The organism is Thermococcus coalescens (assembly GCF_055392585.1).
Window position 1 is genome coordinate 1067234 of sequence record NZ_AP043764.1, and the last position, 19973, is coordinate 1087206.

Annotated in this window: 17 protein-coding genes and 2 tRNA genes; 12 read left to right on the forward strand and 7 right to left on the reverse strand. The window is 47.8% G+C overall.

Annotated features, from left to right (window positions below):
* The first annotated feature begins 107 nt into the window (after nt 1-107).
* From ACZ5M3_RS05980 to ACZ5M3_RS06000, 5 genes are all read left to right on the forward strand, one after another.
* A complete protein-coding gene (locus ACZ5M3_RS05980; protein ID WP_464840766.1) occupies nt 108-2390 on the forward strand; it encodes a DEAD/DEAH box helicase in 2283 nt (760 codons plus the stop codon).
* Entirely contained in the window at nt 2387-5167 is a 2781-nt protein-coding gene (locus tag ACZ5M3_RS05985) for a phospholipase D-like domain-containing protein (RefSeq protein WP_464838820.1), read from the forward strand. Before ACZ5M3_RS05980 ends, ACZ5M3_RS05985 begins: the two co-directional genes overlap by 4 nt.
* Nucleotides 5164-6408: a hypothetical protein gene (locus ACZ5M3_RS05990; protein WP_464838821.1), complete on the forward strand. Its 1245-nt coding sequence runs from the start codon at nt 5164-5166 to the stop codon at nt 6406-6408. Before ACZ5M3_RS05985 ends, ACZ5M3_RS05990 begins: the two co-directional genes overlap by 4 nt.
* Nucleotides 6409-6466: 58 nt before the next feature.
* Nucleotides 6467-8338: a hypothetical protein gene (locus ACZ5M3_RS05995; RefSeq protein WP_464838822.1), complete on the forward strand. Its 1872-nt coding sequence runs from the start codon at nt 6467-6469 to the stop codon at nt 8336-8338.
* Nucleotides 8339-8631: 293 nt separating this feature from the next.
* Nucleotides 8632-9096, forward strand: coding sequence for a hypothetical protein (locus tag ACZ5M3_RS06000; protein ID WP_464838823.1), 465 nt, complete (start codon nt 8632-8634; stop codon nt 9094-9096).
* A gap of 19 nt (nt 9097-9115) precedes the next feature.
* On the opposite strand, the gene gltA is transcribed toward ACZ5M3_RS06000, so the two are convergent.
* Both gltA and ACZ5M3_RS06010 read right to left on the reverse strand, forming a co-directional pair.
* Nucleotides 9116-10555 carry an NADPH-dependent glutamate synthase gene (gene gltA / locus ACZ5M3_RS06005; RefSeq protein ID WP_464838824.1) on the reverse strand — a complete coding sequence of 480 codons (1440 nt, stop codon included), beginning with the start codon at nt 10553-10555 and terminating at the stop codon, nt 9116-9118.
* Nucleotides 10556-11398: a sulfide/dihydroorotate dehydrogenase-like FAD/NAD-binding protein gene (locus tag ACZ5M3_RS06010; RefSeq protein ID WP_464838825.1), complete on the reverse strand. Its 843-nt coding sequence runs from the start codon at nt 11396-11398 to the stop codon at nt 10556-10558. It abuts the gene before it with no gap.
* Between the two features lie 179 nt (nt 11399-11577).
* On the opposite strand from ACZ5M3_RS06010, the gene ACZ5M3_RS06015 reads away from it, so the two are divergent.
* Entirely contained in the window at nt 11578-12363 is a 786-nt protein-coding gene (locus ACZ5M3_RS06015) for a 4-phosphopantoate--beta-alanine ligase (RefSeq protein WP_464838826.1), read from the forward strand.
* A gap of 2 nt (nt 12364-12365) precedes the next feature.
* Here ACZ5M3_RS06015 and ACZ5M3_RS06020 read toward each other — a convergent pair whose 3' ends face one another.
* Nucleotides 12366-13097 (reverse strand): helix-turn-helix domain-containing protein, encoded by a 732-nt coding sequence (locus tag ACZ5M3_RS06020; protein ID WP_297090837.1) that lies wholly within the window; start codon nt 13095-13097, stop codon nt 12366-12368.
* A 103-nt stretch (nt 13098-13200) separates the two neighbouring features.
* Here ACZ5M3_RS06020 and dph5 point away from each other — a divergent pair, with 103 nt between their 5' ends.
* Nucleotides 13201-13995: a diphthine synthase gene (dph5, locus tag ACZ5M3_RS06025; RefSeq protein ID WP_464840767.1), complete on the forward strand. Its 795-nt coding sequence runs from the start codon at nt 13201-13203 to the stop codon at nt 13993-13995.
* Nucleotides 13996-14037: 42 nt separating this feature from the next.
* Nucleotides 14038-14115 (forward strand) — tRNA-Val (locus ACZ5M3_RS06030).
* Nucleotides 14116-14584: 469 nt separating this feature from the next.
* On the opposite strand, the gene ACZ5M3_RS06035 is transcribed toward ACZ5M3_RS06030, so the two are convergent.
* Nucleotides 14585-14662: transfer RNA gene (locus ACZ5M3_RS06035), tRNA-Arg, on the reverse strand.
* 143 nt (nt 14663-14805) lie between these two features.
* On the opposite strand from ACZ5M3_RS06035, the gene ACZ5M3_RS06040 reads away from it, so the two are divergent.
* Genes ACZ5M3_RS06040 through ACZ5M3_RS06050 form a run of 3 tightly spaced genes read left to right on the forward strand, consistent with a single transcriptional unit; the run spans nt 14806 to nt 16503 of the window.
* On the forward strand, nt 14806-15171 hold the full coding sequence (locus ACZ5M3_RS06040; protein WP_297090907.1) for a BlaI/MecI/CopY family transcriptional regulator: 366 nt from the start codon (nt 14806-14808) through the stop codon (nt 15169-15171).
* Nucleotides 15172-15177: 6 nt separating this feature from the next.
* On the forward strand, nt 15178-15960 hold the full coding sequence (locus ACZ5M3_RS06045; protein ID WP_464838827.1) for a M48 family metallopeptidase: 783 nt from the start codon (nt 15178-15180) through the stop codon (nt 15958-15960).
* A gap of 6 nt (nt 15961-15966) precedes the next feature.
* Nucleotides 15967-16503 carry a deoxycytidylate deaminase gene (locus ACZ5M3_RS06050; protein WP_464838828.1) on the forward strand — a complete coding sequence of 179 codons (537 nt, stop codon included), beginning with the start codon at nt 15967-15969 and terminating at the stop codon, nt 16501-16503.
* On the opposite strand, the gene ACZ5M3_RS06055 is transcribed toward ACZ5M3_RS06050, so the two are convergent.
* Entirely contained in the window at nt 16500-16865 is a 366-nt protein-coding gene (locus tag ACZ5M3_RS06055; RefSeq protein WP_464840768.1) for a DUF2304 family protein, read from the reverse strand. The genes ACZ5M3_RS06050 and ACZ5M3_RS06055 overlap by 4 nt on opposite strands.
* Nucleotides 16866-16870: 5 nt before the next feature.
* Entirely contained in the window at nt 16871-18193 is a 1323-nt protein-coding gene (locus tag ACZ5M3_RS06060; protein ID WP_464838829.1) for a glycosyltransferase, read from the reverse strand.
* A 56-nt stretch (nt 18194-18249) separates the two neighbouring features.
* Here ACZ5M3_RS06060 and ACZ5M3_RS06065 point away from each other — a divergent pair, with 56 nt between their 5' ends.
* Nucleotides 18250-19158 carry an MraY family glycosyltransferase gene (locus ACZ5M3_RS06065; RefSeq protein ID WP_464838830.1) on the forward strand — a complete coding sequence of 303 codons (909 nt, stop codon included), beginning with the start codon at nt 18250-18252 and terminating at the stop codon, nt 19156-19158.
* Here ACZ5M3_RS06065 and cas6 read toward each other — a convergent pair.
* Nucleotides 19115-19864, reverse strand: coding sequence for a CRISPR-associated endoribonuclease Cas6 (gene cas6, locus ACZ5M3_RS06070; RefSeq protein ID WP_297090917.1), 750 nt, complete (start codon nt 19862-19864; stop codon nt 19115-19117). The genes ACZ5M3_RS06065 and cas6 overlap by 44 nt on opposite strands.
* Nucleotides 19865-19973: the final 109 nt, after the last annotated feature.

Below are 19973 nucleotides of genomic sequence, written 5' to 3' on the forward strand. Positions count from 1 at the left end.
TATCTCTTCTACTATATCTTCTAGTATTTTTGAAGTCTAAAAGTTAATTGTGTTCATAACAGAAATATTTAATAATCATAATTTATCAGATTAGACAGGTGGGATCAATGACAATAATAAACAAAAATGAATTGGTTGACTGTTATCATATGCTTGTTAAACATGATTTTGAGAGGACAGTTGAAGTTAAAGATAGAGAGTCTGAATATGCTGCCGGAGTGCTGAAGCCTGAATCCCCTTTGGAAGGCAGTACAGAAGAGGAATTAATCCGGATTCTTGTAACTCAGGGAGTGAACGAGATTAAATCTCGTGAATGTATTAAAACTCTTGAAAACATGGGATTTTTGGTTAAAGTTCATGTTAATGGAGATAAGTACCGAACATTGCACATGGACGTGGCCGTGAGAAGCGCTTTTCTACGAACTAGCCCCGAAGGGCACCCGTATATTGTTAGCCCAAGGTTAGCTCTTTATGAGTTTCCAATTCCCTCTACAAATGATCGTTTCATAAAACCTTCCTGTGCCTGTCCCTCCAATCTTGTAGGGATAGTAAATGACTTCTATAAAGCAATAAATCACTTTTTTGACGGAATAGACAATGGTACTGATATCTATCTTGAATTTCTAAACCAACACTTTAACAGTGGGGGATTAGATGCATTTCAGACTATTGCTCTTACAGAACTACTGCTTAAAAAACCCTCTTATGATGGAGCAACAATAATAACCGCACCTACTGGTTCAGGAAAAACTGAGATTTTTCTTTTGTATACTCTAGCTAGGTTACTTAGAGCAAAAATAAGCGGTCAAGAGGAAAATGCTGTCTTTGTATACCCAAGAAAAGCACTAGCAATTGATCAAGCTGGAAGGGCTATATCAGCAGTTTATACTTTGAATAAGGTCCTTAAAAAGTATAAAAAAGACGTTATAACCATCGGAATACGAGATGGAGAAACTCCAAAAAACGTTGCTGACAGATATTCAGGACTTAGGACATTGTATCAGAAAGCCCTCGGAGAACAACCTTCAGAAGAATTTACATTCCCCTTCAGAGGGATAGAACTTTGGAATGAAAAAAAGCTTGTTTACAAAGTAAAGAGGAATACTGTCCACGTTGAAATTGAAGATACTAACGAGATTCTCGATTTTATATTACCAACTAGAGAAGAGATGGGACGAAAAAAGCCCGATTTGTTAATCACTAATATGTGGACCCTGGAAAGAAGACTTTTAGATAGCACAAACAAGGATATAAACGCTAAATATTTTACAAAAACGGGCCTAGTCGTAATAGACGAGACACATGAATATACTGGCCTTAGTGGAGCTCTGGTTTCTATCCTTTTAAGAGCAATAAGAAAAATGAGTACAATCGGAGGTAATTTTGAAATTGTGATGTCCTCTGCTACTGTTCCTAATCCGGTAGAATTTGGTAAGAAAATTTCTGAGAAGCACCCGGATCACATTGACTTCACAGAATATCGCAAGAGACTAGAAGAAAAGGATATCTCATTCTCAGGAAAACGCCTCGTTATAATGGGAGTGTATGATATAATGCCTAAGTATTCCTGGTCTACGTACGCCCAGCTATGGGCTGTTTATATGGCATTCCTGAACTATGTCTACACACACCTAAAGAAAGAATATCGTCCAAAGTCTTTAATTTTTATAGAGAATATAAGTGAGATAAGATCTGCCATGGCAGGATTTAGAGAGAATATCTCCCTTAGAGAACCTAAGGATAGGCTCTATGACACCAATGAAAATATGATCCCAAAGGACGTGGCGTATTCATATGCGAACTATGTCCAGAATCCGGGATTATTGCACGGATTACGGAATCGTCTTGAGACTAAGCCAATAGAAGAGTTAATAGAAATAGTTTCTGAAATGCATAGCGAACTTGATGCAAAAACTAGAGAGGACGTTATAAAAGGTCTTAAAAGTGGTGATAAACCTGCAGTCGCGTTTACAACCTCCAGCTTGGAGTTAGGAGTAGATTACGCTGGTGTGTCTTTTATACTTAATGCAGGTATTGATTCCCCAATATCCTTACGGCAGAGGATAGGCAGAGGGGGACGTTCTGAAGAATCGATGAGAACAGTTCTTGGCATAATCCTAACTAAAAAGATACCTACTGAATCTTTCTTCCTTCATGACCCTATGCTCTGGAAGAAACTAAATCCACTACAACAACCTGGGGAGAAGGGACTAATAGTTTCTAAGAATAATCCTCAAGTTGAAGAAAGGTATTGGATGACCCGGGGAGTTGTTGCTATGGCTCTCAACAATAAGCACACTTATTCCTCAGAATACAGAATTAAAGGAAATGATGAACTTGTTAGCTTTTTACGGGATCTTTCAGAGTATATCAGGGGGTTAGAAGAATGAAAGAAAGAATTGTAGATCTTATTGAGGAGGTTACCTCAATTATTGATAGTGAGAAAATTGAAGAGTTCAGAAAACTAAACGAACTTCCATATGAGATGTACAGGATAATAAGAGATCTTCAAAGTGACCTTTATAGATTAAAGAGTCTTTTGGAAAATACCCCCAAAGATGTAGAACTTCCAGATAGTCTGGTCTCTAATGTAAATGAGCTAGCTAATGCCTTGGAGGGTATTGAATTTGTACGGGATGTAGAGGATATCCTTGAATTCAATGACAGTCAGATTATGCAGATGCTCGAGGACATTATAGAGAATGGTATAAATAATCTTGCAAAAAATCTACAAGGAAAAATCAACGAATTAGGCACTACCTTCAGACGATATAAGCTCAATGCCCGGCTTGATAAAGAGGCAAAGCTAATAGGGAAGACACTTAATGAGTTAAATGCATATCTAAGAGAAATTAGGGAGGAGAGAGAAAGGCTTTTAAAAATGTACAATGGACTGTCCAACATTTGCAATCAGGCTCTCTTAGTGGTCAACACCCAAGAATTAGAAAATTATAGCGATAGAGCCATTACCACTGCTGACCGACTTTACGATGGAGAACTATGGGTGACAGACATACTTAACATTTTTTCAGGGCTTGAAAGTATCACTGCTCAACCAGTTTCGGAGCTAATAAGCATTGACTTACCAAATAAAGAGGAAGACCATGAAACTAACATCCAGAGTCTCTTCTTTAGGTACCCTCCGTTTAGGCCGATAATAGTACCTGACACCCAGGACAAAGTGTTTAGAGATATATTTGGTTCTCATATTTGGTTTATTAAGCCTAAAAATGGATACTTTAGAGGGATAAAAACAAGAAACAACACCTATGTGATTAGAGGTACTTCTGAGGTATCTCCTAGTGGGAGATACATATCAATCAAAAACATTGAGCCCATAAACACTCTAAAGACGAAAAAAGGCATTGTAGATGTTGTGCTAAAGATACCTAGTACAAATAAATCAAGGAAAATCATATTGAGGTATGGATCAGACAAACTCAAACTATCTCTTGAAAATGGGAAAACTCCTCAGCAAATAAAATCTCAGTACAGACAACTTCTTCAAAAAAAGAATAGATCTTCTTATGATCCAACTAACCTCTCATATATATGGTACTGTACTAGGGGGTTTGGGTTTTCCACTAATCCCTGGGATATAAAGTGTCCATTTAAAGAGGAATGTCCTCTTGGAAAAAGTTGTAAAGGTAAAAGCTGGAGCTGGAACAGAAGAATACATCCTAAAGTATTTCCTAAAATAGAGCGTGAGTTCATAGGAATTCCCAGGAACATGAAAGCTGGACTGATTTCCCCTATTGTTCAAAGAAAAGTGAATGTGCAAGAACTCTATACTGCGGTTCAATTCACAATGCCATATAGTCACTTTCCAGTTAATATCGAATTTGAAAAGCCTGTTGGTAGAATACTTCCTGAGACTAATGTTATAGGATTTGAAATTCCGGTAGACATACTGAACATTATAATACTCTCTATAATGGATGAGAACGCGAACAAGGATCAACTAGGACTGGATAGAGAGTTGGAATTATGGGAGGGAGGCCCTAGAGTCAAAATTTCTGATGTTTTAATTTCGAAGTATTACTTCTATATGAAGGGCGATAGAGGATTTAGCCTCTATGATGCAGTAGAACAAAGTCAGGACAAGCTTTTGAGAGATTACCAAGAATTCAGAGAGAATCTTAGGAGAAACCTAAACCACGCTTGGAACAACCCCACAGACACAGCTCTTGAATTCATTAAGTGGGCTCGGGAGACGTTACTTCACACATTAGCTCATTTATTTATGGCTTATGTCTCTGAGGAGCTTCAAGTAGAATTAAGCGAACTTCTTTATATGTATAAAGTTGATAAGAAGAGAGCCCTAGTCCTTGTTGCAGAAAACAGCCCAATAGGTGCCATTGATATCGTTTCAGCGTTAGAAAACTGGGGGACACCAGATAGATTCATTGAAAAGTTCCTTGAAGGTACAGTTTCTCTGCTTTCTGAGCATGAAACAGACATAAAAGGCTATCTTAAACTAATTGAAAGCCCCATAAATGATTCCGAGAAGAAAAAAGTCATAGATAAGCTCAAAAATCTTTATGAGGAATACGCCAATAATGGATTAGTACTGGATCTTCACACGTTCAGTGTTCATCTGTTGTTATCAGGTATATTTGAAGGTTTCATTCAATCATCCCCCAATAAGGACCTGTTGTGGCATAGCTTTGATGATCTTTTGACAGTAGCCATCCCCAACTACTGCATTGATGGGTGTACCTCTTGTGTCATGCTCACAAAAGGATGTCAGCATGGAATCGGACAGCCATTTATTACATCAAAATTGCTTACTAAAGTGTTCTTGGACATAATTGCTGAGAAAAGAGAATTCCAAGGCCCGGGGAATGTAATACTCAAAACACTAATAAGTCAGTTAACTACGAGAAAACTTGTAGCATTGTCCCCATATATTGATGAGGAAGGAGTCAAGTTTTTGAAAAATCTAAAATCTAGGGGGGTGGACATAACAATCGAATTATTAAACACTCAAGAAAACAGTAACTTTCTAGAGGATCTCAAACGTACAGGCATTAATGTGCTACTCCGAGACAAAGTTCACAGAAAAGCTTATATCATAGATGACTCCCTAGTTATTAACACAAGTACAAACCTTAACCTCCGGTCAGGAAGTTACAATAGCTTCTCGCTACGGAGGCTAACTATATGAATTTTGCACAGAGACTTTGGGACCTTATAGAAATAACTGATAAAAAACTGGATGAGACTTTCAATCGAGATGTACGTCTTCTTTCTACCCCATTTATTTATGATTTCCAAGTATTTCACACATTAAAATACTTAGATCCAAATCCAAGAATGTTCAGAGAGTTTTTCTCAAGATATCGTGTGTTTCCTATTTCAATTATTGGCCCATTCATAACTCGGGGTCTTAGATTTTCAGTTGAGAACTTTCAACCGGCATTTGGTCCTACCTACATTCAGAAACTTCAAATATGGAAAGGACATCATAAGATGCTGCCTGGAAATTTTATGACATATAACCTTGTGAATGCAGCATCTGAGTTCAAAAGAAGCTCGTATTTGCCTTTCGCAATGTATTATGCTACCATGAAAGCTAAGCCACTAATACTCTGGGAAAAACATAGGAGATATATCTCTGCTTCTATTTACCCTAATCCCTTTGCAGTAGTTTCGTTAATTAATAATCAGGGGGATATAGTATATCTAACACCATTTTCGGGAATTCTTTTAGTAAAACCTTCCCATAGAGAGGGAATCACGAGGATATTAGATGTACCGTTAGAAGGTGTTTGGACTCTATCGTCAATAATCGGGACTGATGGAAGGAAAACTATGTTTTTTGGGCCATTTAAGACGTTTTTGCCCAGAATTGAAGGGATATCTGAGTTAAATCTTAGTGAACCTACTATTGATTATTTTGTTGGTTTTGTTGTTTCTCTCTCAAGGGAAGTTAGCACTAACCTAAAGCAAGAAAATGGATTCATAATGCCTATTGTTAATGGAGCTTTTCATCCAGAGATCTATTATCTTGCTAATTTTGGGAACCATACAACACGGAGAATCAATTCTGTTCTTTTGAGATTCATTGAAACTAATCTGGACAAGTTTAGAGAATTTCAGCAAAGTCTTTGGTGGACACTTGAGAAACTTAAGGAGAAGTTTGAAGCCAAAAATTCATTAAACTCAAGACTACTAGAAAAATATCTCGACCAGCTAGATGTTATTGTCGTTAATGATGATAAACTCTACCTGAGAAACCCCATGCAGGTTTTAATTTTTGAAATGGAAGATGCTGATCCAAGGTATCCTTGGACATGTACAAGGCCATTACCTGTAAACATAACTAGAGGATATGAACTAGAAAAAACTCTGAGCATAAACCTCCTTAGTATTATGAACGACTTTGGGATATGGCGGATGGTATAAAACATACAGCGTCATGTTTTTATTAGATCACTAATTTGTTTAAAATGAGGGACTGTGAATGTTGATAGATGACCTAAAACCAGAAGTTATATCAGAGATTTCAAAAAAAGCACTAATAGAGAAAGCTAGAAGGCTACCACACCATAGTCTTCATAGATGGTGGTCAAGAAGATTTGCTCTTCTTTACAGGGGCATGTTGGCTGCTTATGTCTCGAAGAATGAAGCACAAATATATCAAGCTCTTGAAAACCCAATGTCACTGAGGTCATTTACTTCTGGTAAGACATTCTATGAGCCGTTTATGGGAGGAGGTACAGGCCTTAGTGAAGCTGCTATAATGGGGTACAATGCTTATGGTGTAGATATTAACCCCGTAGCAGTTAGGATAGCTCAAGCAACAATTACTCTTCTGCAGAAAGACTTTAAGGATCTAGAAAAAATTGCATTATCTGTTTTAGAAAATACAGAAAAATTATTGGGATGGAGCTGGAATTATAACCGCCTAATAATCTCATACGTGTTTGTTACGCGGGGAAAGGTCCCCTCATGGGTAAGCCGTTATCAAGAAAACAATAGGGAGATCAAAATTTTACGTTGCCCTATGTGTGGCCATATATTTGAGACTTCATCCAATGAAAAAACAGCTGTTTGCCCCCACTGTAATTCGGAATTCAAGATAACTCATAATCCCGAGTTCAAATTGAAAGGGTCATATCTAAACTTGGACCCTGATGGAAACTGGGAGACTAATCACGGGAAACTGAAAGTCTGGGGAGCAGAGGTCAGAGAAAAACGTGGAAATCGGTGGAAGAAAAAGCTTGTACCAGTTGAGAGCATCGAGGAATGGCTTATAGATAGTCATGAAAAATCAAGAGAATTTGCCAATGAAGCGAAATCAATTCTAGATAGGATAGATCTTAAGGAGATCCTTGAAGGCAAACGGTTAATCCGGGAAGGGATTAGGGCATTTTCTAGTCTGTATACATCACGCCAACTTGCGACATTTGTAGCATACTCAAAGGCCACTCATAGCCTTTCTCCCTCTTTAAAAACTATATTCTCTATTGCCCTAAGCGAAAGTGCAAAAACCTCAAATCTAGTTGCAAAATGGCATTCCCCAATTGGTGAGCCTGTTCCTGCAGCAGCAATGAAAACATATTGGGTACCCGAGTATACAGTTGAGACTAATCCTATTGCGAGAGTTCCTGGTACTCTCCGGCCGCTTTCTAGAAATGGAATACCTTCTTCTCTTAGACGAGCAGTCAAAATTTCCTCTGGAGACATTAGGATAGGGCCAGAGGTTAATGTAGAAATATTAAAAGGAAACTCAGAGAATCTAACTCCCCCAGCAAGAATCAATATCTCAATAGTAGATCCTCCTTATATGGACACAGTAAAAAGCTATGCTTCTTTATCCTTAGTTCATTATGGAGCTCTTAGAATCTTTGACGAAATTTCTGGGAAGTCTCTCAATCATGAAACATTGGATGACTTAACAGAGGTGGAAAAGTCTGAAATTCCCAGAGATAGGGAGGCATATAAAAAGTCTATGGAACGAGTTTTCAGGAATATTTCTTCAGTATTAACTTCAGATGGTAGAGTAGTTCTCTTTTATAACCGGAAAGAAGTGGAAGACTGGATAGCAATATTAGATGCTGCAAGAAATTCTGGCTTAACTCCTACTGCTGTATACTGGACAATTGGAGAACCACCTGGAGGTCTTGGCAGGTCTCATCTTAAGGGGCTCTTTATTTTAATATTTAGCAACAAAGTGAACATTCCCAAAGAGGAAATCAATATTGTGTTTAGCGCACCTTTGGACACGGTTCAGGAATATATAAGACTCGACAAAAAAACTGAAAGAAATGCACTGAACAGTATTAAGAAGGCTCTCGCTACAGTATATTCCCGGAAGGTAAAAGTCCTTTGAAAATTATTTCCTTAAGTACTGTCAGAAAATTCTTTTGGGTTAACCGATGACGTATATTTGTCTTCTTTTCTCTTCTTAGTTTTTAACAGCAAAACCTTTTAACCCCTCCTTTCTAGAGCACTTTCGATGGGGTGGGATGATAAGGGGCCTTTAACCGATGACATCCACTCCGCTGAAAAGACCCCTTTGGTCGAAAAAAGGCTTGAGAGGGGAGATTTAAGTGGCCAACCGATGATGAGTGTCATCCCTCCTGATGTCGAGATGATGACATTATCCCCACCTGAGGTGGTCTCATGCTTGGGTTCTTCAGGAAAAAGAAGCGCGAAACCTACGGACCGCTCGTCTACCTGAGCGAGCCCACGATACTCTACCACACCCATACCGAGAAGGTCATCCTTGAGCTACTTGAGGAAAAGCTCGGCTCCAACAACTTTGTAATCCCCTCTGACTACGGCCTCAGAACTACCGACCATCTGATTCCCGACGCGGAGATATTTGTGGCGGTAGCGATAGTCGGCAAGTTCACCTCCCTCGTCGTCAGGGAAATCGAGATAGCCAGGAAGCACGGAAAGAAAATCTACACCCTCGACGTGGCCAGAAAGGACGACGAGATACTCTACCTCTTCGAGGAGGGGATTCCGGAGAGGATCGAATGGCTGACGCCTGAGGAAACCCAGAGCCTCTACGCGGCCTTCCGCGGTGAGGACTTCTCGGGCTTTATGAAGTTCTTCTTCGGCAACAGGAAGAGGCAGTGGTAGGGAGGGGAAAAAGAAAGGATCAGGCGTTCGCCTTCTTTGCCCTCACGTACTTGTCTATCGCCTTGGCGGCCTTCTTTCCGTCGCCCATGGCGAGGATGACGGTTGCCTCCCCCCTTATCGCGTCGCCACCTGCGAAGGCGCCCGGGATGCTGGTCATGAGGTTCTCATCAACCACCAGCGTCCCGTCCGGGTTGGCCTTAAAGCCGCTCTCCTCAAGGAGTATCCTGTTCGGCTCAAGGCCTATGGCTATGATGACGGTGTCGGCTTCAAGGGTCACGTATTCCCCGGTTCCGACTATCTTTCTCTTTCCGCGCTTGTCCCTCTCCTCAAGCGGGCGCATCTTCTCGAATTTAACCGCCTTCACCTTGCCGCTCTCGTCGCCTATGAACTCGACCGGCGTGAGGAAGAACTCGAACTTCACTCCCTCCTCCTCTGCGTGGTGGATTTCCTCTATTCTTGCAGTCATGTCCTCCCTTCCGCGGCGGTAGGCGATTGTAACCTCCGCGCCGAGCCTGAGCGCGGAGCGTGCCGCGTCCATGGCAGTGTTCCCGGCGCCGATGACGATAACCTTTTTCCCCACAGCTATCGGCGTGTCGTACTCGGGGAAGAGGTAGGCCTTCATCAGGTTTACCCTGGTGAGGAACTCGTTGGCGCTGTAAATCCTGTCGAGGAGGATTCCGGGTATGTTGAGCAGCTTGGGAGTTCCAGCCCCGGTGCCTATGAACACCGCGTCGTACTCCTCCAAAAGCTCCTCAATGGTAACCGTCTTGCCCACGATGTAGTTGGTCTTGACCTCGACCCCGAGCTTTTCCAGCTTGTCAAGCTCGGTCTTGAGGATGCTCTTCGGCAGCCTGAACTCGGGGATGCCGTACATGAGCACTCCGCCCGCCTCGTGGAGGGCCTCGTAAATCGTAACATCGTAGCCGAGCTTCGCAAGCTCAAGGGCGCAGGTAAGTCCGGCAGGGCCGGCGCCAACGACCGCGACCTTACCCCTTCCGTTTGCTTCGGTTATGAATTCATCGAGGAGTTCCCGGTCTATGCCCTTCTCGCGCGCGTAGTCAGCCACAAACCTCTCAAGCTTTCCGATGTTTATCGGGTCCCCGACCTTCCCCATGACGCACGGCGCCTCACACTGCTCCTCCTGCGGACAAACGCGCCCGGTGACGGCAGGGAGGGTGTTGTCGTTCCATATGACGCGCAGGGCGTTCTTGACAGCTTCGTCCGGATTGTCCGCACCCTCGCGGAGGGCCTTAAGGAAGCCGGGGATGTTGATGTGGACGGGACAGCCCTTTATGCACGGTGCATACTCCGGCGGGCACTGTATGCAGCGCTCGGCCTCCTTCACAGCAGAGGCGAAGTCATAGCCGAGGTTCACTTCAACGAAGCTCTTAACGCGCTCTTCAACCGGCCTCTCCGGAGTCGGAACGCGCTCCTTGATGAGCTTAGGTTTGAGCGCCACTCAGACCACCCCCTTGGACTGAAGGTAGTGCTTTTTGGCCATCTCCTGCTCGCGAACGAATCTGCTGTCGCGCCTTATGACGTCGTCCCAGTCCACCTTGTGGGCGTCAAACATCGGGCCGTCGCGGCATGCGAACTTTATCTCACCGTTGTATAGTATCCTGCACGAGCCGCACATTCCCGTTCCGTCCACCATTATCTGCCTGACCGTGACGATGGTCGGGATTCCGTACTCCCGGGTAAGTTCCGCCAGCTTTTTGAGGTTGCCGAGCTTCCCTCCGCCGAAAACCATGTCCACCTTGTCCTTCTCTATGAGCTCCCTGAGGACGTCGAGGTAGTGCCCCCTGATCCCGCGCGAGCCGTCCTCGGTGGTGAGGTAGTGCTCGTCGGCGACTGGCTTTGCCAGGAACTTCTCGGGGTAGGAGTGGGCTTTGTCTTCAAAGGTCTGAATCGAGATCGTGTAGTTCCCTGCCTCCTTCATGGCCTTTAGGGTGGCGTAGTTCTCGGCCTGACCGCAGACGGCGTCGGAGACGAAGGCAACGCTTCCGTAGTACTTGACCTTTATAGGCCTCCCCAGGGGCCCAGCGACGGCGTAGAGGGAATCACCAACGTGGAAGTTGTCCCACAGGTCGAAGGTTGTCTTCCCGTGCCTCCTGATGAACATCCCTATCCTCCCGGTCTCCCTGTCGGCGTAATAGATGGACATGGGGATCCTCTCGCCCTTCTCGTGTATGAGTAAAACAACAAACTGACCGGGTTTCCAGGCCTTTGCCACGTGAGGAGCTTCAACCTCAATAAAAAAGTCCCTCACGTCGAGCTCTTCTTTAGCAGTTATCCGATACATGGATGCACCACCTTGGACATTTGTTCAAGTTTGTTCACCTTTGGTTTAGGACAAATGGCTTTTATATAGATTTTTTAAACCAAAGGTTGAGAACGGCCGTACTTGAAAGACGGTGTATAAGCCCCGTAGGAGGAGAAAGGCTTTTTACGCCCCGACCCAAAGTAACCGGGGGGATAAAAATGGTCGAAATACCCAAGAGCCATCCGCGCTACTGGAGCCTGTACTACAGGGAGAAGATCATCGAGGGGATGGAAAAGGGGATGACCGCCAAGGCCGGACTGATAGCCCACGGCCGCGGTGAGGCCTTTGACTACCTCATCGGAGAGAAAACGATAGAACCCGCAGAGAGGGCAATGAAAGCCGCCGTCGCCAAGCTGATTCTGGCCAAACATCCGGTTATCTCGGTCAACGGCAACGTCGCGGCACTTGTTCCAAAGGAGACGATAGAGCTGGCAAAAGCGCTGGACGCCAGGCTCGAGATAAACCTATTCTACCGCACGGAGGAGCGCGTTAGGGCGATAGCCGAGGAGCTGAGAAAGTACGACCCCGGAATAGAGCTCCTCGGAATAAATCCCACAAAGCGCATTCCGGGTCTGGAGCACGAGAGGGGGAAGGTCGATGAGGAGGGGATCTGGAAGGCGGACGTTGTCGTTGTTCCGCTGGAGGACGGCGACAGGACGGAGGCCCTCGTCAGGATGGGCAAGTTCGTGATCACCGTTGACCTCAACCCCCTTTCACGCTCCGCCAGGATGGCCGACATAACCATAGTGGACAACATAGTCCGGGCGTACCCCAGAATGACCGAGCTGGCGGGGGAGATGAAAGACTACAGCCGGGAGGAGCTCCTCCAGATAATAGAGGGGTACGACAACGGAAAAGTGCTGAATGACGTGCTCCTCCACATACGGGACAGGCTAACTAAGCTAGCCCACGGAGGAGTATGGAGGAAGGAAAAGCTGGAGTGATCTCAGAGCTCCTTCTCCGTTTTTTCGACGAGCCTTCTAAGGCCGGTTATAAGCTCGGCCTCGCTGGAGGCATGGGAGACCACCAGGGGCACCCTCTCGTGCTCGGCCAGCTTGACCGCGAGCTCATCGAGCTTTTTAACACCGTGAAGGACAACAACGGCAGGCTTGAGGCCTTGGACGCGAACCGCTATCATCGGGCTTCTGCCGGTTGTCACTTTGGTGAATATCAGCGCCCTCTCGGTCGTCCAGCCGTAGAGCTTGAGAAACTCCTCGCTGCTCATCTCAAGGATCGCCTTTATGCTGTCAACGACCGTGTAGCCGTAGATGCGCCTGTCGAGGAGGTGCATGTTGGCTACCACGTCTCCCTTTACGGCGCTCACCAGGTCCTTAATCGTGAGGGGAAGGGCAAACTCCCTGATGTCCAGTATGGCACTCGTTGGAAGCTCGCTTCCGATGGTCTTGCTGAAGGCCTTTATGACGTTTCCACCACGGCGCTCATCGATTTCAAGCAGTGCCTCCACGAACTTCCTTATAGTTGATGCTCCAGGGCTCTTCCTCCTGCCGCCCTCGTAGTCGCTTATGACTGAAGAAGAGACGCCGAGGTATTCGGCGAGTTCCGTCTGGCTGATTCCGAATATTTCACGCCATTTACGCATGGTCTTGCCGGGGTCGGAGGAGAGAGTTATTTCCCCCGCTATTCTCTTGGCTAGCGCTTCTTTCTCCTTTTCAAGCATGTTGGTAAAGTGTTCGTCAATCGTTATAAGCTTTTCGGCAATTGCCTAACATCACCTCCCTCAAGCTTAAAAACTCCCCGCCCTACGCTCCCCGGTGAGGCTCATGGCGATATATTTCATAGGGCTCGGCCTTTACGACGAGAAGGACATCACGCTCAAAGGCCTTGAGGTTGCCAGAAAGTGCGATGTGGTCTTTGCCGAGTTCTATACGTCCCTTCTGGCCGGAACAACGCTGGACAGGGTTGGGGAGCTCATCGGAAAGCCCATCAGGAGACTCAGCAGGGAAGAGGTCGAACTCCACTTCGAGCGCATCGTGCTGAGCGAAGCCAGAGAGAAAGACGTGGCCTTTCTGACCGCCGGCGACCCGATGGTGGCGACGACTCACTCCGATCTCAGGATAAGGGCCAAGGAGCTCGGAATCGAGAGCTACGTCATCCACGCCCCGAGCATCTACTCGGCGATAGCGATAACAGGGCTGCAGATATACAAGTTCGGAAAGAGCGCAACCGTTGCCTACCCCGAGAAGAACTGGTTTCCGACGAGCCACTACGACGTGATAAAGGAGAACATGGCGAGAAACCTCCACACGATGCTCTTCCTCGACATAAAGTCAGAACAGAACCGCTATATGACGGCAAATGAGGCGATGGAGATACTGCTCCAGGTGGAAGAGATGAAAAAGGAAAACGTTTTCACCCCCGATACGCTGGTCGTGGTTCTGGCGAGGGCGGGCTCACTGAATCCGACGCTCAGGGCGGGCTACGTTCGGGACATAATCAGGGAGGACTTTGGAAGGCAGCCCCACGTGATGGTCGTTCCGGGCAGGCTCCACATAGTCGAGGCGGAGTACCTGGTGGCCTTCGCCGGGGCTCCGAAAGAGATACTCGACGGAATCTAGCGAAACCTTTATATTTTCTCCTCCGCCCACTATCTCCGGGAAGGGCCCGTGGTCTAGCCTGGTTATGACGCCGCCCTCACACGGCGGAGGTCCGGGGTTCGAACCCCCGCGGGCCCACCAGAAAACAAACTTTTGGTGGGCAGAGTTTCATCAAAATTTATGAGTCTTATCCGAGGGCCCCGTTATGAGGAGGATTTCTCTTTAAAGTACCATTTAGGAGTGGACTCTTTATCAAGGATGTTTTCTAGTGGGTTCGAGTTTTTGGCGCTCCGAAGGAGCGAGGAGGGCGAACCCCTCAAAGAAAGGCCACTCTTTGATCAAACTCCTCACAGATAGAATTATGGGGGTGCGGGTGTGCTAGCCCGCCAGCGGCCTTGCTTGCGCAAAGCTTGACCAACGGGTTTCATGCTGTTTATTTATTTGGGGTATTTGCACGTGTCTAAGGATATAGGCGCATTTTAGTGGGCTTTCTCAGGTGAATCGGCTATATACATTGGGTTTCTCCCTTCTGCGCCCTTCGGGCGCTACTTGAAGTGGAAACCCTTGTAAGAAAGTCTGTTTGGGAGCGGAGCCCCCTTGTCTTTCGTTGTGGCGGGCCGGGCGGGATTTGAACCCGCGACCTTCGGCTCCGGAGGCCGACGCCCTATCCCGACTAGGCCACCGGCCCACGCCCATAGGTATTCCCCGGGTGGATTTAAAAACCTAATCACCGCTTTTGATGACTCAAAATGTACACCAGAGCATCGAAAAGCACAAAAACTTTTTAGCTTGGGCACCCTACATAGAACAAGGAAGAGGAGGAGTGATACCATGCAGCCCCACGAATTCAAGCTCACCGAGGAAGGTATAAAGGCTGTTCTTCCGCCCCTTGAGGCCGAGATAATGGAGCACATGTGGAGGGTTAAGGTGGCGACGGCAGGACAGGTCTATGAATATATGAAAGTGAAGCACCCGGACATAAGGCGCTCCACCATAAGCATCCTCATGAACCGCCTGTGCGAGCGCGGACTTCTAAAGAGGAGCGTTGAGAAGGGAAGGGGTGGAATGAGGTACGTGTACTCCATAACAACGACCCGCGAAGAGTTCGAAGAGAGGGTTGTCCAGAGCATCCTCGATGCACTGATGACAAACTTCAAGGAGGCGACCTACGCCTATCTCTCCAGAATTAAGAAGTGATGAGAAATGCTGTTCATTATCATGGCCCTTGAAGTCATACTGGCCGTGATAGCCCTTAAAGAGCTGGGCCTCAGGATAGCGCTAGCTACCTTCGGCTCCATAGTTCTCCTGTACCTCTGGGTCTCAACTAAGGACGTCAAGGGCAGCTACCTGACACTCCAGAGGAGCGAAATCCCATGGCTCTACGACGGCATAGCGGAGATGGCCAAGAAGGCCGGGCTCCCGATGCCCAGGGTGTATATTCTGGACGACTACATACCCAACGCATACTCCTTCAAGAACACGATAGTCCTTTCCCTGGGGCTCTTTGAAGTTCTCGACAGCGATGAGATACTCGCCGTTGCCGCCCATGAGCTCGGGCACATAAAGAACGGCGACACAAAGATATTCCCCGTGCTCGCCTACGGCAGATTCCTCATGATGGTCTTCACGGCCGTGCTCATACTTCTCGCCCACAGGTCAGCCGTTACGATAGCCGCTCTCTTCCTCTACGCCCTCTACGAGATCGCCAGGGCCAACTTCCTTAAGAGCAGGGAGTTCCAGGCGGATGAAACGGCACTCAGACTGCTGGATGTGCCGATGAACCTCAAACACGCCCTCGAAGAGCTCAAATACTACGAAGACCTGAGGGTTGGCGTCAGGCTGAATGCCCTGCCGAGCATAGAACCAGCAATAGAGAGGAAGCAGAAACCGGCAATAATAGAAACCCACCCGAGTTACGACGAAAGGATATTTAGGATACTCGTGGAGATCAACGGCAACAACATGTTCAACCAGCGCGTGCAGTGATGGCCTATGACAGTTGAGATAATACTCGATAGGAAAAAGGCAGAGAGGATAAAGCGCATCCGCCCCACCAAGGACGAGTACTTCATGCTTATCGCCAAGCTCGTCTCCCTCCGGGCAACCTGTCCCCGCCTCAGGGTCGGTGCGGTGGCCGTGAAAGACGGCTACATCCTTGCTACCGGCTACAACGGTGCACCCAGGGGCATGGAGCACTGCATCGACGTGGGGTGCCTCATCGTCGATGGGCACTGCCACAGGGCGGTTCATGCCGAGCAGAACGTCATAGCGATGGCCGCTAGAAAGGGCATAAGCCTCGAAGGAGCGACGCTCTACGTCACCCACTTCCCCTGCGACATCTGCTTCAAGATGGTCATAAACGCTGGAATAAAGGAGATAGTCTACGAGGAGATGTACCCCAACGAGGCAACGGAAATTTTGCTAAAAGAGGCGCAGGAGAAGGGGATAGTCAGGATAAGACAGTTCAAGCTTTCAAAGGAAAGAGTGCAGGCATTCCTGGAGGAGCTTTTTGGAGAGTTCGTGGACTAGAGCTTTCCGTTTATCTCCTCAAGTCTTCTGTTTATCTCCTCCATCTCGATTGCGATTTTTCTCGTCAGCTCCGTTATCTCCCTCTCGGTTCTGTCCACCGCAACATAGACCCTCAATATCAGGAGGTAGGACAGGCCTATCGCAAGGACGAACAGCGCGTCGAGGCCCCTCCCAAGACCGAGGAGCTTCCGGATCTCGTTGGCCATTTCGAGGGGGAATATCGCCACCAGCAGCAGGCCCAGGAGGATGACCTCCCAAAAGAGAAAATCACCCCACTCAAACTCCTTCTTTCCGTACTTGCCCAGCACGTAGAGCATCAGGGCCAGTACGACAACTATGGCTATGTACTGAACCGCATACATCACCATCACCTCAGCTTATCAAACAGCAGGTTGAGGGCTATCTTAACACCCTCCAGGATGTTCGTCCCCTTTTTCATGGAATACTCGGTGTACACGGCGCGGATTGGCACCTCAACAATGCGACAGCCGTTCCTGGCGGCCTCGATGATGATCTCGCTCGAAACCGCGTAGCGGTCGCAGGTTATCCTTATCTTTGCGGCGCAATCACTGCTAAAACACCTCAGCCCGCTCTGACTGTCGCTGACGTATTTTCGCGCAAAGACTGCCGTTATGGCATCGAGGACGAAGTTCCCAAAGCGCTTCACAAAGGGCATCTGGCTGGTGTCGCCCTTAAGCCTCGAACCAACGGCAAAGTCCGCCTTTCCCTCGGCGACGGGCTTCATAACCCTCATGGCATCGCTTACGAGATGCTGGCCGTCGGCATCGAAGGTAATGATGAGGCGGGCGTTCCTCCTGAGGGCGTACATTATCCCGGTTCCGAGTGCGCCGCCGAGACCGCGGTTGACCAAGTGGGTGAGGACGTGGACGCCCTTCGAACGGGCTATCTCCCGGGTTCGGTCGCGGGAGCCATCGTTGACGACGACTATCTCATCCCGTCTAAAATACCTGAGCAGGTCATCGAGGACGGCGCCGATGGTCACCTCCTCATTGTAGGCGGGAACAACAACGCAGGTACTGAGAATGTTTTCCAAGAGTGCAAGGAGGCCTTTCATGTCCGGAACCTCAAAATGGGGCGTCGAGTCCACAGAAAAGCTCATCCTTCCGGCTGTGTGGCCCGTTATCATGACGCTCAACGCGCCGAGCTCCCTGGCCGGGAGTACGTCGTAGCCGTGGTCACCAACCACCAGAACATTGGTCGGCTCAATGTCAAAGGCCTCGATTATCCTCCGGAGCTGTCCGGGGCGGGGCTTGAGCTCATCGGGGGGGACGTCGTCCCTGGTGGAGACCACGCCAAAATAGTCGCCTATCCCGTGCATCTCTAAGGCCTTCAGCGTTGCCTCCCGAGAGCTCCTGGTCATTATCGCCATCTTGACGTTCCTTTCCCTCAGAAAGTCCAAGACCTCCAGGACTCCGTCAAACAGAAAGCCGTCCTCCATTCTTTCAGACTCGAGCTCGACAAGGATCGAGTAAAGCTCCTCAAAGTCCCTTCCCGTCTCGCGCGATATCCTCAGCAGGTTCTCGTACATAGGCGTCAGATCGCCGATTATTTCTTTGGGTATCCCCATTTCAATGAGCCTGGATTTGAGCTCTTCCTTAATTTCAGCGAAGGGTCTGGGTGCACCGACCAGCGTTCCATCAAGGTCAAAGACCACCAGTTTCACGTCCATGTTCTCACCGAAGGGTTTATTTTTGGCCCGCCCTAAGGAGATTGGGTGTCTAAGATATGATAGCGGCCGCTCCGCTTATAGGTTTAACCCTAACGCTCATCCTCACCCCCTACGTCGCCGCAAGAATGAAGGGGGCTGGAATCACAGGGAGGGATATCCACAAAATGAACCAGCCGGAAGTGGCAGAGATGGGGGGCATAGCCCTCCTCCTCGCCATCCCCCTGACGCTCTCGCCCTTCATGAACGAGGAAGTCGTAAAGGTTCTCATGGTCTTCCTGCTCTTCGGAGTCGTCGGGATCATAGACGACCTGACTAACCTGAGACAGCTCCACAAGGTCGTTATCTCGCTCTTGGTCTCCGTCCCGGTGGCGTTCTTCGGCATCGCATCGGAGGTAGATATCTTCGGTCACACTCTCAATATGGGCATTCTGTATCCAGTTTTCGCTGTGCTCTTCGTTACCGGCTCGGCGAATCTGGTGAACATGCTGGCTGGGTTCAACGGACTTGAGGTTGGGACATCCGCCATAATCCTGGGAGTTCTGGCCGCGATAACCGGAGGAAATGCCAGAGTCATCGCACTGGCCGGGATGGGAGCGGCATTGGGCTTCCTGTGGTGGAACAGATACCCCGCAAGGGTCTTTCCGGGCGATACCGGAACCCTCAGCATCGGTGCCCTCATAGGACTGGTCGCCATCACAGGGAAGGCGGAGGTCTACGCGGCGCTTCTCCTCATCCCTCACTTCCTTGACTTCGCCATAAAAGCAACCAGTGTCCGTTTCGGTGTGAGGAGGCACGGGAGAACGAGGGTCCTCCCTGACGGGACGCTCCAGGCACCGCCCTATCCCAGCCTCCTGGGGGCAATAATGAGAAAAATCAGGGTTACTGAGCCCAAGCTTGTGGCTATTGTGTGGCTGATAGAGCTCAGCCTTGGCCTTCTCGTCTGGGCTCTTCATCAATTACTTTGACCATTCCAAAGCCGTAGCGGGTCTTCTCTCCGAAGCCGTTCTCGTAGCCGAAGCGGGCTATCTCAAGGGAGCCGTGGTAGCGGAATATCATGAGGGAGCCGCGGTAATAGGTATCCCTGACTAGAATCCTGACGGGCTTGAACTTGATGACATCAATAGTGAAGTCCCTTTCCTCGGGCATCGTGCCCATTATTGCCGAGTACCTCATCAGCATCACCTTGCGGAGCTTGTCAAAGAAGGCCTCCTCGCTGGGGTAGAGATCCCATATCTTCATCCTGTTTCCGCTGAGCTTGACAGTTCTGACCATTATGGGGCTGAGCGTTGAGAAGAGCGCCCCGTCCTTTATGCGCGGTTCCTTGAGGATCTTGATGTCGTCAGCTATGAAAGCCGCATCACCCAGCTGAAGAACCGGACTGTCTATGAAGCCCTCCACAACGGCCTTTATGAGTTCACTGGAGGACGAGGAGACGTAGAGGGAAACGTCATCGGAGAGCACCCTTATCCCCTTATCCGGGATCAGCTCACGCTTCCTGACCATGATACGGGAGAAGGTGAAGTAATCAACGTGACTCACTTCGGCCTCGTGGGCGATCTCCGGAGAGACTATTGCCATCTTTTCAAGGAGTTGAGCATAAACATCGTAGTTATAATTGAATGGAAGAATCGTGCCCTCCTTTGCGGGCCTGAACTTTATCTCAACTCTCATTACATCCCACCCCTGTGCTATAACCCCCTTATAATTGGTACTCGAAGTTAATAAGAATTTCGCAAATAAACCACGTATCCATTACTTCAAAATTAAGTCAGGAAAAATC

Excerpts from the sequence above, each read along its gene's own strand:
- ACZ5M3_RS05980 (WP_464840766.1), top strand. The coding sequence starts at position 108 with ATGACAATAATAAACAAAAATGAATTGGTTGACTGTTATCATATGCTT.
- ACZ5M3_RS05985 (WP_464838820.1), top strand. The coding sequence starts at position 2,387 with ATGAAAGAAAGAATTGTAGATCTTATTGAGGAGGTTACCTCAATTATT.
- ACZ5M3_RS05990 (WP_464838821.1), top strand. The coding sequence starts at position 5,164 with ATGAATTTTGCACAGAGACTTTGGGACCTTATAGAAATAACTGATAAA.
- ACZ5M3_RS05995 (WP_464838822.1), top strand. The coding sequence starts at position 6,467 with ATGTTGATAGATGACCTAAAACCAGAAGTTATATCAGAGATTTCAAAA.
- ACZ5M3_RS06000 (WP_464838823.1), top strand. The coding sequence starts at position 8,632 with ATGCTTGGGTTCTTCAGGAAAAAGAAGCGCGAAACCTACGGACCGCTC.
- ACZ5M3_RS06010 (WP_464838825.1), bottom strand. The coding sequence starts at position 11,398 with ATGTATCGGATAACTGCTAAAGAAGAGCTCGACGTGAGGGACTTTTTT.
- ACZ5M3_RS06015 (WP_464838826.1), top strand. The coding sequence starts at position 11,578 with ATGGTCGAAATACCCAAGAGCCATCCGCGCTACTGGAGCCTGTACTAC.
- ACZ5M3_RS06020 (WP_297090837.1), bottom strand. The coding sequence starts at position 13,097 with ATGCTTGAAAAGGAGAAAGAAGCGCTAGCCAAGAGAATAGCGGGGGAA.
- dph5 (WP_464840767.1), top strand. The coding sequence starts at position 13,201 with ATGGCGATATATTTCATAGGGCTCGGCCTTTACGACGAGAAGGACATC.
- ACZ5M3_RS06040 (WP_297090907.1), top strand. The coding sequence starts at position 14,806 with ATGCAGCCCCACGAATTCAAGCTCACCGAGGAAGGTATAAAGGCTGTT.
- ACZ5M3_RS06045 (WP_464838827.1), top strand. The coding sequence starts at position 15,178 with ATGCTGTTCATTATCATGGCCCTTGAAGTCATACTGGCCGTGATAGCC.
- ACZ5M3_RS06050 (WP_464838828.1), top strand. The coding sequence starts at position 15,967 with ATGACAGTTGAGATAATACTCGATAGGAAAAAGGCAGAGAGGATAAAG.
- ACZ5M3_RS06055 (WP_464840768.1), bottom strand. The coding sequence starts at position 16,865 with ATGTATGCGGTTCAGTACATAGCCATAGTTGTCGTACTGGCCCTGATG.
- ACZ5M3_RS06060 (WP_464838829.1), bottom strand. The coding sequence starts at position 18,193 with ATGGACGTGAAACTGGTGGTCTTTGACCTTGATGGAACGCTGGTCGGT.
- ACZ5M3_RS06065 (WP_464838830.1), top strand. The coding sequence starts at position 18,250 with ATGATAGCGGCCGCTCCGCTTATAGGTTTAACCCTAACGCTCATCCTC.
- cas6 (WP_297090917.1), bottom strand. The coding sequence starts at position 19,864 with ATGAGAGTTGAGATAAAGTTCAGGCCCGCAAAGGAGGGCACGATTCTT.